Here is a 15,591-nt window from a genome sequence, read left to right on the forward strand (position 1 = left end):
AGTCAACTACAGTGGCTCACCGTGCTCGAGAATCCCTCTGCGACGATGCAGTATCCGGTGACGCAGCGGGCCTTCGGGCTCGCGATCCTCGTGCTGAGCGGGCTGCAGCTGATGGTTGTGCTCGACGGCACCGTGGTGATCTTCGCCCTGCCACGGCTGCAACAGGAAATGGGGATGTCCAGCGCGGGCGGCGCATGGACAGTGACCTCCTACGGTCTCACCTTCGCGGGCCTGATGTTGCTCGGTGGCAGGCTCGGTGACGCCTTCGGTCGCAAACGCATGCTGATACTCGGCGTCGGACTGTTCACCTTCGCCTCGCTGCTGTGCGGGCTCGCACAGGGCGAGGCCATGCTGATCGCGGCGCGCGCGGTGCAGGGCGCCGGTGCCTCGATCGCGGCGCCGACATCCTTCGCCCTGGTGGCAACTACTTTCGCACCAGGAAAAGTACGCAATCAGGCAATCGCGATCGTCGGCTCCATGGTCGGCATCGGCTCGGTCGGTGGTCTGGTGGTCGGTGGCGCGCTGACCGAGATGAGCTGGCGCTGGATCTTCCTGATCAATGTGCCGATCGGTGCGCTGATCATCCTGGGTGCGATGTACCAGCTCGCGGACACCGAACACCACCGTTCCTCGCTGGATGTGCGCGGCGCGGTGCTCGGCACCCTGGCCTGCGCCGCCATCGTGTTCGGTGCGACCGAGGGACCGGAAATGGGCTGGACCAGCCCGGCCATCATCGGCTCCCTGGTCGGCGGTGTCGTGCTGCTGATCATCTTCGTGGTCATGGAACGGCAGATCGAGGATCCGCTGCTGCCGTGGTCGTTGTTCGACAGCCGCGATCGCGTCGCCACCTTCCTCTTGATCTTTCTCGCCGGTGGCGTGCTCGGTGCGATGACCTTCTTCGTCGCGCAGTTCCTGCAGAACGTGCTCGGCTACGGTCCGCTGGTCGCGGGCGTGGCGTCGATTCCGTTCACCATCGGCATCGGCATCGGCGGCGCGCTGGCCTCCAAGGCGGCGTTGCTGATCGCACCGCGCTGGCTGCTGTGCGGTGCGGCCTTCGTCCTGTCCGCCGGATTGCTGTTCGGTTCGCAGCTCGATGGCGGGGTGAACTACCTGACCACCTTGCTGCCGCTGTTGATCGTGATCGGCTTCGGCGTCGGCGTGGCGATGGTGCTCGCGCCGTTGTGCGTACTCGTCGGTGTGCCGCTGTCCGATATCGGCCCGCTGTCCGCGGTGGGCCAGATGTTCATGAACCTGGCGACGCCGGTGTTCATCGGTCTGCTCACCCCGATCGCGGCGTCGCGCACACTGTCGATGGGCGGCCGCACCGGTAAGGCGGCGGATATGAACGAGGCCGAGATCGTCGCGCTGGGCAGCGGGTACACGCTGGTGCTCGCGGTCTGCTCGCTGGTCGCGGTGGTGGCAGGCTTCATCGCACTGGTGCTGCGCTTCACGCCCGAGCAACTGGCTCAGGCACAGCATGCGCAAGAGGAAGCGCAGCAGACCGGTCCGATGCCGGTCGTCCGCCAGACCGGTCCGATACCGGTCGTTCGCCGGTCCGACTACAGGGGCTGACCCGTGCTCGGTGACCCCGCTGCATCGGTGCAGTATCCGGTGACGCAGCGGGCATTCGGGCTTGCCATCCTCGTGCTGAGTGGGCTGCAGTTGATGGTGGTGCTCGATGGGACCGTGGTGATCCTCGCGTTGCCACGACTACAGGACGAGCTCGGGCTGACCAGTTCCGGCAGCGCCTGGATGGTCACCGCCTACGGGCTCCCGCTGGCCGGCTTGATGCTGCTCGGCGGCCGGATCGGTGACTCCTTCGGCCGCAAACGCATGTTCATCGTCGGTGTCGCGCTGTTCACGCTGGCCTCGCTGCTGTGCGGGCTCGCCAAGAACGAGGCGATGATCATCGCCGCCCGCGCGATCCAGGGCACCGGAGCCGCACTCGCGGCCCCCACGGCATTCGCCTTGGTAGCAAGTACATTCGCGCCGGGAACCGTGCGTAATCATGCCTTCGCGATCTTCGGTTCGATGATGGCCGTCGGCTCGGTCGGCGGGCTGGTGATCGGCGGTGCGCTGACCGAGGTGAGCTGGCGGTGGATCTTTCTGATCAATGTGCCGATCGGCACATTGATCATTCTCGGTGCGGTGTATCGGCTACGCGATACCACCCATCAGCGGCTGACCCTGGATGTGCGCGGCGCGGTGCTCGGCACACTGGCCTGCGCCGCTCTGGTGTTCGGGGCAACCGAGGGACCAGAATTCGGCTGGAGCAGCCCGGTCATCGTCGGGTCACTGGTCGGCGGCGCACTATTGCTCATCGTCTTCGTTTTCGCCGAACGCCGGGTGGACAATCCGCTGCTGCCGTGGTCGCTGTTCGATCACCGCGATCGGGTCGCCACCTTTCTCGCGATCCTGCTGGCGAGTGGTGTGCTCGGTGCGACAACCTATTTCGCCGGCCTGTTCATTCAGAATGTGGTCGGTTACAGCCCGCTGGTCGCCGGGATCGCTTTCATACCGTTCACCCTCGGCGCCGGCCTCGGGACCGCGCTGTCGTCGAGACTGGCGATGCGGATCGCACCACGTTGGCTGCTGAGTGCGGGCGCGGCGATTCTGGTCGGCGGGCTGCTGTTCGGCTCGACCCTCGATCGTGGCGTGCAGTATGTGCCGACGCTGCTGGTCCTGTTCGTCGTGATCGGTCTCGGCATCGGCATGGCGATCGTGCTGATCCCGCTCTGCGTGCTCGTCGGCGTTGCGCCCGCGGATATCGGCCCGCTCTCGGCGGTCGGCCAGATGTTCCTCAACCTGGGCACACCCATCGCGATCGGCCTGCTCGCCCCGGTGGCCGCGTCGCGAACACTGGCACTCGGCGGTCGAACCGGCAGTCCCACCGGCATGACGGCCGCCGAACTCGATGCGTTGGGCAGCGGTTACACCCTGGTGCTGTTGGTCGCCGCGGTCGGCGCACTGCTGGTCGGGCTCGTCGCAATGACGTTGCGCTACACCGCCGCCGAGGTCGCGCAGGCGCAGCACACACAGGAAGAGGCCCAGCAGATCTGAAACTGCCTGGCCCCGAGCGGATTACATGCGGCCTGCGACCTTGCGCGGAGTGACGCGCACGATGACTCGGGGTCCGTCGTCGACCGACGCCGGATTGAATTCCAGATAGGGCAGCCCGCTGTACTTGTGCGACAGCTCGTTCGGCAGTGTTTTGTCGGGATCGGGCGTCATGGTCGCCGTGCCGCGAATCTCCGCGTACACGTACGGATTCTCCGGCGGATTGATCATCACGGTGATGCGCGGATCGCGGGCGAGGTTCTTGCCCTGCTGGCGGTCCACGGTGGTGGAGAACAGCAGGTCTTCGCCGTCACGTTTCACCCAGATGACGGTCAGGTGCGGTTGCCCGTTGGGTCCGATGGTCGCGGCGGTCGCGAACACCTTCGACTCGTCCAGGTACTTCTTCAGGTCATCGGAGAGCACAGTGGTAGGGGTCACGTACAACTGGAACAGCTCTCGGGCGGCCGGAATTCCGTCCTCGTCGTGGTCGACCGGTGTCGCTCGCCCGGACTACCGTCGGGTCTTTCGGCGGGGGGTGGCCTCCGGTGGCCTCGGCGGACACAGCGGGGTCAGCTGCTGCTGTCGTGTTCGAGCGGCGAACCGCCATCACACGAGCCACATTGATCGGCTGAGGCCACGGAGTTGGCGCTTCGCGGCCTGTTGCCGGGGGCCGGTCCACAATCCCATACGTTGGGTCGTCCTGCCGTGAACCTTCAGGCGACGTGCCGGTCGGCCGTCAGCAGGGCGTCGTCGAGGATGGTCAGACCCTCCTTGGCCTCGCCTTCGCTGACGATGCAGGGCGGCACCACGTGCAATCGGTTGAAGTTGACGAACACCAGCAGGCCCGCCGCGCGACAGGCCGCGACGAGCTCGGTCATCGCCGGACTGGTACCGCCGTAGGGGGCGAGCGGTTCGCGGGTCGCTCGGTCGCGGACGAGTTCCAGGGCCCAGAAGACGCCCATCCCGCGGACCTCGCCGATGCTGGGGTGGCGCTCGGCGAGATCCCGGAGGCCGGGGCCGAGCACGCGCGCACCGATATCGGCGGCGTTCTCGACAATGCGTTCGTCGGTCATCGCGTTGATGGTCGCCACCGCCGCGGCGGTCGCCAAGGGGTGACCGGAGTAGGTCAGCCCGCCTGGATACGGTCGATCGTCGAATGTCGCAGCGATGTCCTGGCTGATCGCGACGCCACCGAGCGGCACATATCCGGAGTTCACGCCCTTGGCGAAGGTGAGCAGATCCGGGACGACACCCTCGAAATGCTCTATCGCGAACCACTTTCCGGTGCGGCCGAACCCCGACATCACCTCATCGGCGATGAAAATGATGCCGTACTTGTCGCACAACGCCCGCACCCCGGCCAGGTAGCCGGGCGGCGGGACCATGATTCCCGCTGTGCCAGGGACGGATTCGAGGATGATCGCGGCGATGGTGCTCGGCCCCTCGAAGGCGATGGTCTGGTCGAGATGCGCCAGCGCGCGCTCGGTTTCCTCGGTGTCGTCGCTCGCATGGAACTGCGAGCGATAGCGGAAAGGTCCGAAGAAGTGCACGACGCCGCTATTGCCGTGGTCGTTGGGCCAGCGTCGTGGATCGCCCGTGAGGTTGATCGCGGTCTCGGTGCCGCCGTGATACGAACGGTAGCGCGCCAGCACCTTGTAGCGGCCGGTGTGCAGCCGCGCCATCCGCACCGCATGCTCGACGGCGTCGGCGCCGCCGTTGGTGAAGAAGATCTTGTTCAACGGACCCGGCGTGCGTTCGGCGATCAACCGCGCGGCCTCCGAGCGTGCCTCGTTGACGTGGTGTGGTGCCACGGTGCAGAGCGTGGCCGCCTGCTCCTGCACCGCCGCAACGACTTTCGGATGTTGATGTCCGATATTGGTGTTGACCAGCTGGGAGGAGAAATCGAGCAGCCTGTTGCCGTCGCCGTCCCAGACGTAGCAGCCCCGCGAAGCGGTGATGGTCATCGGCGTGATCTGCGCCTGTGCGGACCACGAATGGAAAACGTGGCGACGGTCGAGTTCGTAGGCGCGGGCAGCGGTCTGCCGCGCCTGGTCGGGCGTCAATCCGTTGGGCAGCGTCATCGGCGAGTTCTCCTGCGTCACTTGGTCTGTGGGCGGTGCCCGCTGGGCGGGCGCTACTTGTTCTGGGGGAAGCCCAATTCGAGCCCGCCGTGGCTCGGATCGAGCCAGCGACTGGTGACGGCCTTGCCCCGGGTGAAGAAGTGCACGCCATCGGTGCCGTGCGCATGCGAATCGCCGAACAGCGAATTCTTCCAACCGCCGAAGCTGTAGTACGCCATGGGAACCGGGATCGGCACATTGATGCCGACCATGCCGACCTCGACCTCGTTGTGGAAGCGCCGGGCCGCGCCGCCGTCGTTGGTGAAGATCGCGGTGCCGTTGCCGTAGGGGTTCGCGTTGATCAGCGCCAGCGCCTCGTCGTAGGTGTCGACCCGGACCACCGACAGGACCGGGCCGAAGATCTCGTCGGTGTAGACACTCATATCGGCGCCGACGTGATCGAGAATCGTCGGCCCGAGCCAGAACCCGTTCGCCGCACCGTCGGCTTCGATGCCGCGGCCGTCGAGAACGACCGTGGCTCCGGCGGATTCGCCCGCATCGATGTACGCGGCGACCCGGTCGCGGTGCTCGCGGGTCACCAGTGGACCCATGTCGGTGTCGCGGGTGCCGTCGCCGGTCTTGATCGTGCCTGCCCGTTCGGCGATCTTGGCGACCAGCTCGTCACCGACCGAGCCGACCGCGAGCACCACGCTGATCGCCATGCAACGCTCGCCCGCGGAGCCGAAACCGGCATTGACCGCGGCGTCGGCGGCCAGGTCCAGATCCGCGTCCGGCAGCACGAGCATGTGGTTCTTCGCGCCGCCGAGGGCCTGCACCCGCTTGCCGTTCGCGGTGCCGCGCTGGTAGACGTATTTCGCGATCGGGGTCGAGCCGACGAACGAGACGGCCTTGATGCCCGGGTTATCGAGCAGCTCGTCGACGGCGACCTTGTCACCCTGCACCACATTGAAAACGCCTGCGGGCAGACCCGCTTCGTGCCACAGCTCGGCCATCCACAGCGACGAGGACGGATCCTTCTCGCTCGGCTTGAGCACCACGGTGTTGCCCGCGGCGATCGCGACCGGGAAGAACCACATCGGCACCATCGCCGGGAAGTTGAACGGCGAAATGACGGCCACCGGACCCAGCGGCTGGCGGATCGAGAAGATATCCACCTTCGTCGAAGCGTTCTCGGTGTATCCGCCCTTGATCAGATGCGGGATGCCACAGGCGAATTCGACGATCTCCAGACCGCGGGTCACCTCGCCGAGCGCATCGGAGAGCACCTTGCCGTGTTCGGCGGTGATCAGCTTGGCCAGTTCCTCCTTGCGCTCGTTGAGCAGCTCACGGAACCGGAACAGCACCTGGGTCCGCCGGGCCAGCGAGGCGTCGCGCCACGCGGGGAAAGCCGCGGTCGCTGAATCGATCGCCGCCCGCACGTCCTCGACGCTCGCCAGCGCTACCTGCCCGGTCACCACGCCGGTCGCGGGATTGGTCACCGGCGCGGTCGCGGCACTCGTTCCTGCGAAGCCCTTGCCGTCGACCCAATGCGCGATTGTCTGCATATCTCCTCGATTCGATCCGTGAGCGTCGTGTGTACCCGCCTCCGGGCGTCGGCGCCCTCGGCGTCATCGGCGTGGATTCGGCCGTCATCCCGGTGCGCGCCGGGATCCAGAATGCGCGCGGGTTGTCGTTCCCACTCGTGGTTTGCCGGATCCCGGCGTACGCCGGATTGACGTTGTCGAGTCTCACTCTGCCGCATTGATCGGCATCCGTGAGCCGACAATCTGTACGCGATTTGCGTTTTCGTATTACGATTCGTCGGTGGTGCTGACTGTTGCGGATGTCCTGGCTATGCCGGTGGTGCGTGCGGGGGAGCCGCAGGTCGTCGGTGGGGGATCGCTGGATCGTCCGGTGCGGTGGGTCCATGTCAGCGATCTGCCGGAGGTCGCCGAGCTGCTGGTCGGCGGCGAGCTGATTCTGACCACCGGACCAGCGTTGCGCGAGAGTGCCGAGGCGACGGTCGACTATCTGTCGGCGTTGGCGGGAGCGGGTGTGTCCGGTCTGGTCGTCGAGCTCGGCGACACCGTGCCCGCATTGGCTCCGGTGGTCGCGACCACCGCCGACGCGCTCGGACTGCCGGTGATCGCGCTACACCGGATCACCAGGTTCGTCGAGATCACCGAGGCGGTGCACCGGGTGATCGTGGCCGATCAATACGCCGAACTGGAGTTCGCGCGGACGGTGCACGAGACCTTCACCGAACTCAGCGTCCGGCGCGCCTCGCTGGCGGAGATCGTCAAGACCGCCGCGGGCATGCTCGACTGCTCGGTGGTGCTCGAAGACCTTTCCCATCGAGTGCTCGCACTGACGTCGCGGCACGCCACCACTTCGGTGATCCTGGAGAACTGGGAGACCACCTCGCGCATGCTGCCCGAGGGCTGGGATGTGGTGGCGGTCGGCCCGCACACCCAGCGGTGGGGCAGGCTGATCCTGCGCTCCAGCCGGGTGCCGACCCCACGGGCGCGCATGGTGCTCGAGCGCGCCGCGCAAACCCTGACCCTGCATCGGATGATCGACAAGGACCGCTTCGGACTGCACCGGCAGGCACAGACCGGCCTCATCGACGACCTGGTCAACGGCAGAGTGCTCGACGAGCGTGACGCGCAGGCCAGGGCTGCGGCGCTGGGTCTGCTTGCGCGCCGGGCGAATTACGTGCCGCTCGCGATGGATGTCGCCGCGCTGGACGAAACCGATCAGGTCGCCAGGCAGCGCCGCAGCGTGGGCGTGCTCGACGCGGTGACACACGGTCTCGGGTTGACGAAAGCCACCGCGCTGACCGCGGCCGATTACGGCGATCGGGTCAGCATGATCCTCGCGGTCTCGCGCACCGCCGACCTCGATGATGTGCTGCACGGGGTCTGTCTGGCGGTCACGGCCGAAGTACGCCGCGTCGACGGTGTGCAGCGGGTGGTCATCGGCGTCGGCGCGGAATCGGAATCGCTGCTGGACACCGCGCGCGAACTGGCCCACGCGATGCATGTCGCCGAGGTTGCGCTATCGCTGGAAACGTCCGCGCCGCGGCCCTTCTACCGTGGCGGGGACGTTCGGTTGCGCGGCCTGCTCTCGCTCATCCGCAACGAGCCCGGCGTGCAGAGCTTCGCCGAAACCGAGCTGAGTGCGCTGCTGCGCTACGACATTCGGCATGCGGCCGACCTGACCCGCACACTGCGGCAATTCCTCGATGTGGCCGGCAACAAAACCGAACTCGCGCGCAGACTCAATATCAGCAGGCCGACGCTGTACGACCGGCTCGCGCGCATCGAGCGCATCCTCGACGTCGATCTCGAGGACGGTGAGTCCCGCACCTCGCTGCACACCGCTCTGCTCATTCGAGATCTGACCGCGAACGCCGACCAACTGTAAGCCGACGCGGCTGTCGCCGGCCACACGGAAAGAATTGTGACGAAAGTCGCATGATTCGACCGATGGCTCCATGGGTCGTGGGGCATTTTCAGCGGTTTGACCAGGCATTCTGTGGGTCAACTAACCCTTCTGATTTATGCAATACAGCTATGACTTCTGGCGTGGAAGGACGCTGCCCTCACCTGAGCGGTCTTGTGGAAGTCCTGGCATCGGCGGACCATCGTATCTATAGCCATCACCGGGTCGGGAGTCTCATCATCGTCACTTAGCTAAGGAAACGTTGAAATGACCACGAAGATTGCTTCGACGCTCGCTGCGGTTGCCATCGCCCTGTTCGTCGGCACAGCCGCAGCTCCCGCTGCCTCTGCTGAACCGGCAATACCTGCACCGACTCCTGCGGTGGGTTCGGTGGCCTTCTGCTTCAACATCCCGCTGGGCGTCTTCAGCTTCAGCATCTGTATCTGACGCCTGCCGAGCGGACCGAGTCGCGGTTCGGCCAACAGCTCGTAACGCCGCTCGAGGACGCAGGATGTCGCCCATTGCCGGCATCGGTGCGGTTGGCAACACTGGGGCCATGCAGATCGAGGTAGGGCGCGAACTACTCGCGCAGTGGGCGGCACTGGCTGGACGAGACGCCGAACAGGTCGGCGTGGACTTGGTGCGCCGCTATAGCGAATCGCATCGTCGCTATCACACGGTCGATCAACTCGCCGCCATGCTCGCGGTGATCGACGACCTTGCCGCGGAGGCCGACGACCCCGACGCTGTCCGTTTCGCGGCCTTCTTCCACGATGCGATCTACGCGGTCGACCGCGCGGACAACGAGGAACGCAGCGCCGAACTGGCCGAGGCGTCCCTCGAATCCCTCGGCATCCCCACGGAAATCGCGCGCGAGGTGGGCCGCCTGGTCCGACTCACCACCAGTCACGATCCGAACCCCGACGACCGCAACGGCTCGGTCCTCTGCGACGCCGACCTCGCGGTGTTGGCCGACGACGAACAGGCGTACGCCGCCTACACCGCCGCCGTGCGCGCCGAATACCACCACGTCCCCGACGAGCTCTTCCGGCTCGGTCGCGCAGCCGTACTCCAGGGATTGGCCCAACAGCCCCACCTGTTCCGAACCCCCACTGCCCGCGCTCGCTACGAAGCCCCCGCCCGAGCCAACTTGGCTGCCGAGCTCGCCACCCTCGCCACCGAAACAAGCTGACCATCAGCGCACCGGCCCTGAGGGCAAGGCCGGGCTTTTGGCGGTCAGTCGTCGATCAGCAGGTCCCGGATCTTCTTCTCGTAGGACTCGATCGCCGAGAGCACGATCGGCAGGTCGTGGTAGTCACGTCTGGCCTCATCGAGGAATCTGCGCAGGTCCTCGCTGTCGTGCTGGCCACCGTAGTCCGTCGGATACCGCTGTGCGTTGTGTGCGGGCGAGGCCCAGGCCATGCCACGAGCGGCAAGGAGATCGTTGATGGCGCGCAGCTGTCCGGCCGGTACGGATAACTCCGACGGATGGTCCCGATAGATATCCCACGCGGTGGGTGAATCCGGGAATGCGTTCTCGAATCGGTCGGCAATGGCCGCGGCGGTCACGCCGTCCCAGATCGGTTGGGCGATCAGAGCTAGCAGGATCGGCGATCCGTCGAAGATCGCGGCTGCCGCCGGTTCGTCATCGATATCGAGGCAGTTGCGTTCGAAGCACCAGAGCAGTTCGTCGATATCCGCAGGTGGAGATTCGCGGTCGAATTCGGTCGCACCGAGATCGAGGACGAGCCTGCCATCGCTCAGGCGGTCCAGGAAGTACCGCAGCAGCACGTCGGTGCCGAGGTCTTCGGTGACTCCGTCGACCGCACCCGACCTGTCATAGTTGCCCGCGATCCCCAGTGAAATCGGCTGGTACACATCGCCATTGCGGCGAATCAACACCGCCGTCGCACCGATGCCGTCCAGGCCGATACCGGTCACCATGCACCGGCAGTCGTAGAAACCCATCGCGGCAGCCTATGTCCGGCGCACTGGGACTGGATCCGGCGGAATGCCCAGGGATGGAAGCCCGCACGACATTGCCATCGTGTCGTGCGAGTCCGCGTGCCCACCTCAGGTGATTATCAAAAGCTCTGTAGCGGAGGCGATTTCGGTCTTCAGGCCCGACTTGTTCGCGATGCGGGCGACAGCACGGATGTCGGTGGGGTCGGCACGGGTGAGGACCAGGGCCCTGGCGAGCAGACCCTTGTGGTGTTTGTTGAAATGGCTCACCACGGTCCGGGTGCCGTCGGGGTGCTCGGTGAGGACGTTGGCGGTGATCGCGCCGGGGACGCGCCCCAACTGCTGGTAGGTGCCCGAGCGGAGATCGATGACCAGCTCACCCGCGCCTTCCGTGTGCAGCGCGTCGGGAAGCACATCGCGCCATATCGCCGAAAGAGTGGGCAGGCCAGGGAGTTTGGAGCCACCGGAAAGGCGGTAGGCGGGGATCGCGTCGGTGGCGCGGACGGCGCCGAACAACGCGGAGCCGATGGCGAGCCTGGCGTCGGCCTTGGCCCGCTGCGCCTTGGTGAAGCCGCGGGCGTCGAGGGCGTCGTAGAGGACGCCGGTGTAGCGCTCCAGCGCAGGCCGGGTCGGGGAGGCGCGCAGGCTCGCATTGCGGGCGATCTCGACGTCGGCCCCCTTGCCGAGACCGAGGACGGCGCGGGCGCCGTCGGGGTCGGCCGCCAGCTTGACCACCTCGTCGATCAGGCGGTCGCGCACCGGGGTGAGCTGCGGCAACGCCAACGACGTCAGGTCGAGGGGCGCGTCGCAACCGCCGTCGGACTTGGTTTCAGAGGGAGGCAGCAGCACCAGCACGAGCGGATACGGTACCGGCGTGATCGGCCCGGGCCCGGAGGCGGTAGCCGAGGGAACCACGCAGAGCCCCCGATCAGGCCGGATTAGGCCAATGCCTTGCAGACATCGCCCGGCCAGCGACTACCCTGTCGTTCCGTGATCACCCGCCTCTCCCGCCTGTTCCTGCGTACCCTGCGCGACGATCCCGCCGACGCCGAGGTGCCCAGCCACAAACTCCTCGTCCGCGCCGGATACGTGCGGCGTGTCGCCCCGGGTGTGTATTCGTGGCTGCCGCTGGGCCTGCGGGTGCTGCGCCGGGTCGAGAACGTTGTCCGGGAAGAGATGGACGCCATCGGCGCTCAGGAGATCTCGCTGCCGGCGCTGCTGCCGCGCGATCCGTACGAGACCACCAACCGGTGGACCGAGTACGGTCCCGGCCTGTTCCGGCTGCAGGACCGCAAGGGCGCCGACTATCTGCTCGGTCCCACCCACGAGGAGTTGTTCGCGCTCACCGTGAAGGGCGAATACAACTCATACAAGGATCTTCCGGTCACGCTGTACCAGATCCAGACCAAGTACCGCGACGAGGAACGCCCCCGCGCGGGCATCCTGCGTGGGCGTGAGTTCATCATGAAGGACTCCTACTCCTTCGACCTGGACGAGGACGGACTGAAGCGCAGCTACCAGGCACACCGCGATGCCTATCGCCGGATCTTCGAGCGGCTGCGCGTCGACTACGTCATCGTGGCCGCGACTTCGGGTGCGATGGGCGGCAGCGCGTCGGAGGAGTTCTTGGCCGAGAGCCCGGTCGGTGAGGACACCTACGTGCGCTGCGTCGAGTCCGGCTACGCGGCGAATGTGGAGGCCGTGGTCACGCCCGCGCCCGCGGCGATCCCGCTCGAAGGGCTGGGCGAGGCCGTTGTGCACGACACCCCCGACACCCCGACCATTGCGACGCTGGTCGATTGGGCCAACGGCGCAGGCATCGCGGAGAGCTACGGTCGCCCGGTCACCGCGGCCGACACCCTGAAGAACATCATGGTGAAGCTGCGCCATCCGGACGGCAAGACCGAGATCGTCGGCATCGGCATCCCCGGTGACCGTGAGGTGGACGACAAGCGGCTCGGCGCGTCTGTCGAACCCGCCGAGGTGGAATTGCTCACCGAGGCCGATTTCGCCGCCAACAACTTCCTGGTCAAGGGGTACATCGGACCGAAGGCGTTGCTGGACAACGGTGTTCGCTACCTTGTCGACCCGCGAGTGGCGACCGGCACCGCATGGATCACCGGCGCCGACGCCCCGGGCAAGCATGTTGTCGGCTTGGTCGCCGGCCGCGACTTCACCCCGGACGGCACCATCGAGGCCGCTGAGGTGCGCGACGGCGACCCCTCACCTGATGGCGCGGGCCCGCTGGTTTCGGCGCGCGGCATCGAGATCGGACACATCTTCCAGCTGGGCACCAAGTACACCGACGCGTTCGACGTCGATGTGCTCGGCGAGAACGGCAAGCCGGTCCGGCTCACCATGGGCTCTTACGGTGTCGGCGTGTCCAGGATGGTGGCCGTCATCGCTGAGCAGCAGCACGACGACAAGGGTCTGCGCTGGCCGCGCGAGGTCGCTCCGTTCGACGTGTACGTGGTGATCGCGAACAAGGACGAGTCCGCTCGCGACGGCGGCGAACAGGTTGCCGCACAACTCGATGCGGCGGGCCTCGAGGTCGTCCTCGACGATCGCAAGGCCTCGCCCGGTGTGAAGTTCAAGGATTCCGAGCTGATCGGTGTGCCGCTGATCGTGGTGGTGGGCCGTGGCTGGGCCGAGGGCAAGGTCGAGATCCGTGACCGGTTCACCGGTGAATCCATCGAGGTATCAGCGGAATCGGTGGTGGATTCGGTGCTCGCGCAGGTCCGCGGCTGACGGTGGCCCGATCCGTCATCTCGGGTGACGATTGCTGAGGGGTCGCCGCTGCGGGCGACGCCCCATTCCGTGGGTCACCTAGCCCTCGGCAACAGGAGCAGGAAGTAGAAAGCCCCGGCGACTGCGGCAACGCTGAGGCGCGAACAGCGGCCCAGTCGACCGGGGCTTTCCCTCTCCTGGCGCTTGCCCATAAGCCACCATCTCCTTCTCTGGGCGCGGTGCGGGACCACAACACAGCCCTTCGAACGGCGGTGCCACGGGCTGTGCTGAGCGCCACCGACCAACGAGGTGTCTCCGGGTGACCGTTGGTCGCGACGCGCCGGATATACCTGCCCTCGCGCGGAAAGCAGGTCTGACCTACGGGTCCGTAGGGACGATTCGCCGGGCCGACAATGGCAGACCCCCTCCGGACTGCTGTTACTCGCTGGTAAGTTAACCGGCATGACGAGCACCGACGCGTTGTTGTTCAACCCCGCCACCTACGACCCGCAGCAGTTCGACGCCGAGACGCGGCGACTGTTGAAAGCCACCATCGAGTGGTTCGAATCGCGGGGCAAGCGACAGCTGCTCGCCGATGACGCGGACGCGGTCTGGGTGTCGGAGTTCCTCGAGTTCGCCAAGAAGGAAAAGCTGTTCGCGACCTTCCTGACGCCCGCCGCGTACGCCGACGGCGACGCGAACCGGCGCTGGGACGCGGCCCGCAATGCGGCGCTCTCGGAGATCTTCGGGTTCTACGGTCTCGCGTACTGGTACGCCGAGCAGGTCACCATCCTCGGCCTCGGCCCGATCTGGCAGAGCGACAACGAGGCCGCCAAGAAGCGGGCCGCGGCCGACCTCGCCGACGGCCAGGTGATGGCCTTCGGTCTGTCCGAGCGTGACCACGGCGCCGACATTTACAACACCGACCTGGTGCTGACGCCGACCGAACCCGGCAGTGCCGACGCCGAAGCGGGAATCCTGTTCCGCGCCAACGGCACCAAGTACTACATCGGCAACGGCAACGTGGCCAGCATGGTGTCGGTGTTCTCACGCCGCGCCGACATCGAGGGCGCCGACGGCTACGTGTGGTTCGCCGCCGACAGCCGGCGCGACGACTACGAGCTGATCGACAACGTCATCCACGGCCAGCTCTACGTCAGCACCTTCGCGCTGCACAACTACCCGGTGACCGCCGAGGACATCCTCTCCACCGGTCCCGATGCCTTCTCCGCGGCGCTGAACACCGTCAACGTCGGCAAGTTCAACCTCTGCCACGGCAGCATCGGCATGGTCGAGCATTCGTTCTACGAGGCGATCACCCATTCGAACAACCGCATCCTCTACGGCAACCCGGTCACCGACTTCCCCCATGTTCGGACGAACTTCGTCGATGCCTACGCCCGCATTACCGCGATGAAGCTGTTCAGCGACCGGGCCGTCGACTACTTCCGCACCGCCAGCCTCGAAGACCGCCGCTACCTGCTGTTCAACCCGATGACGAAGTCCAAGGTGACCTCCGAGGGCGAGACCGTCATGACGCTGCTGCTGGATGTGCTCGCCGCCAAGGGTTTCGAGAAGGACACCTACTTCGCCCAGGTCGCCCGCTACATCGGCACCCTGCCCCGGCTCGAGGGCACCGTGCACGTCAACGTCGGCCAGATCCTGAAGTTCATGCCGAACTACCTGTTCAACCCGAAGGACTACCCGGAGGTCGGCACCCGCCTCGACGCGGCCGACGACGAGTTCTTCTTCCGGCAGGGCCCGGCCCGCGGTGCGGGCAAGGTGCAGTTCGCCGACTGGACCCCCGTGTACGACAAGCACACCGATGTCGCGAACGTGGCCCGCTTCTACGAGCAGGCCCAGGCTCTGCGCACCCTGCTGACCACGGCCGCCCCCGACGCCGACCAGCAGAAGGACCTGGACTTCATGCTGACCATCGGCCACCTGTTCTCCCTGGTGGTCTACGGCCAGCTGATCCTGGAGCAGGCCGCGATCACCGGCCTCGACCGCGACGTGCTCGACCAGATCTTCGACTTCCAGATCCGTGACTTCAACACCTACGCCACCACCCTCTACGGCAAGCCCACCGCTACTGCCGCACAGCAGGCGTGGGCCGTCGGCGCGCTGCGCACCCCGCTCGCCGACCGTGAGCGTTTCGACCGCGTATGGAACGCGGTGGCGTCCTACGACGGCGCGTACACAATGCGCCCGTAGTCACTGCGACTCGACGGCATCGGCCGACCTCGCCGGGGGGGGGGGCGGAACCCCTTTTGACCCACTGGCGGGCCACCGCCCCGGGGCGAGGAGCGGGCGGCGCAACCAGACGCGGGCGCCCCCCACA

13 protein-coding genes are annotated in these 15,591 nt (G+C 66.5%); 8 read left to right on the forward strand and 5 right to left on the reverse strand.

All coding sequences use genetic code 11. From position 1 onward, the window contains the following. Positions 1-45 precede the first annotated feature (45 nt). Both ACFU4Z_RS30325 and ACFU4Z_RS30330 read left to right on the forward strand, forming a co-directional pair. Positions 46-1,572, forward strand: coding sequence for an MFS transporter (locus ACFU4Z_RS30325; protein ID WP_379070061.1), 1,527 nt, complete (start codon positions 46-48; stop codon positions 1,570-1,572). Between the two features lie 3 nt (positions 1,573-1,575). Then, complete coding sequence (locus tag ACFU4Z_RS30330; RefSeq protein ID WP_379069754.1) at positions 1,576-3,060, forward strand: MFS transporter; 1,485 nt, start codon at positions 1,576-1,578, stop codon at positions 3,058-3,060. Positions 3,061-3,081: 21 nt separating this feature from the next. On the opposite strand, the gene ACFU4Z_RS30335 is transcribed toward ACFU4Z_RS30330, so the two are convergent. The 3 genes from ACFU4Z_RS30335 to ACFU4Z_RS30345 form a co-directional block, all read right to left on the reverse strand. Then, entirely contained in the window at positions 3,082-3,495 is a 414-nt protein-coding gene (locus tag ACFU4Z_RS30335) for a PPOX class F420-dependent oxidoreductase (protein WP_379069757.1), read from the reverse strand. Between the two features lie 275 nt (positions 3,496-3,770). Further along, positions 3,771-5,138, reverse strand: a complete 1,368-nt coding sequence (locus tag ACFU4Z_RS30340; protein WP_379069760.1) for an aspartate aminotransferase family protein — start codon at positions 5,136-5,138, stop codon at positions 3,771-3,773. A gap of 53 nt (positions 5,139-5,191) precedes the next feature. Next, positions 5,192-6,682, reverse strand: a complete 1,491-nt coding sequence (locus ACFU4Z_RS30345) for a CoA-acylating methylmalonate-semialdehyde dehydrogenase (protein ID WP_379069762.1) — start codon at positions 6,680-6,682, stop codon at positions 5,192-5,194. Between ACFU4Z_RS30345 and ACFU4Z_RS30350 the strand changes: the two genes are divergently transcribed. The 4 genes from ACFU4Z_RS30350 to ACFU4Z_RS30365 all read left to right on the forward strand — a co-directional run bounded on the left by ACFU4Z_RS30350 (position 6,673) and on the right by ACFU4Z_RS30365 (position 9,753). Further along, positions 6,673-6,882, forward strand: coding sequence for a hypothetical protein (locus ACFU4Z_RS30350; RefSeq protein ID WP_379069765.1), 210 nt, complete (start codon positions 6,673-6,675; stop codon positions 6,880-6,882). The two genes, ACFU4Z_RS30345 and ACFU4Z_RS30350, sit on opposite strands and share 10 nt — an antisense overlap. Positions 6,883-6,941: 59 nt before the next feature. Next, positions 6,942-8,543 (forward strand): PucR family transcriptional regulator, encoded by a 1,602-nt coding sequence (locus tag ACFU4Z_RS30355; protein WP_379069768.1) that lies wholly within the window; start codon positions 6,942-6,944, stop codon positions 8,541-8,543. Positions 8,544-8,828: 285 nt separating this feature from the next. Further along, positions 8,829-9,008, forward strand: coding sequence for a hypothetical protein (locus tag ACFU4Z_RS30360; RefSeq protein ID WP_379069770.1), 180 nt, complete (start codon positions 8,829-8,831; stop codon positions 9,006-9,008). 109 nt (positions 9,009-9,117) lie between these two features. Then, entirely contained in the window at positions 9,118-9,753 is a 636-nt protein-coding gene (locus ACFU4Z_RS30365; RefSeq protein WP_379069773.1) for a metal-dependent phosphohydrolase, read from the forward strand. A 44-nt stretch (positions 9,754-9,797) separates the two neighbouring features. Here the strand turns inward: ACFU4Z_RS30365 and ACFU4Z_RS30370 are convergent, their stop codons facing one another. Next, positions 9,798-10,529 carry a hypothetical protein gene (locus ACFU4Z_RS30370; RefSeq protein WP_379069776.1) on the reverse strand — a complete coding sequence of 244 codons (732 nt, stop codon included), beginning with the start codon at positions 10,527-10,529 and terminating at the stop codon, positions 9,798-9,800. A gap of 105 nt (positions 10,530-10,634) precedes the next feature. Then, positions 10,635-11,378: a peroxide stress protein YaaA gene (gene yaaA / locus ACFU4Z_RS30375; RefSeq protein ID WP_379069779.1), complete on the reverse strand. Its 744-nt coding sequence runs from the start codon at positions 11,376-11,378 to the stop codon at positions 10,635-10,637. 135 nt (positions 11,379-11,513) lie between these two features. Between yaaA and ACFU4Z_RS30380 the strand changes: the two genes are divergently transcribed. Continuing rightward, a complete protein-coding gene (locus tag ACFU4Z_RS30380; protein WP_379069782.1) occupies positions 11,514-13,271 on the forward strand; it encodes a proline--tRNA ligase in 1,758 nt (585 codons plus the stop codon). 441 nt (positions 13,272-13,712) lie between these two features. Beyond that, entirely contained in the window at positions 13,713-15,464 is a 1,752-nt protein-coding gene (locus tag ACFU4Z_RS30385; RefSeq protein ID WP_379069785.1) for an acyl-CoA dehydrogenase family protein, read from the forward strand. Positions 15,465-15,591 lie beyond the last annotated feature (127 nt).

Origin of the sequence: Nocardia sp. NPDC057440 (genome assembly GCF_042802915.1) — a bacterium.
Lineage (GTDB): Bacteria > Actinomycetota > Actinomycetes > Mycobacteriales > Mycobacteriaceae > Nocardia.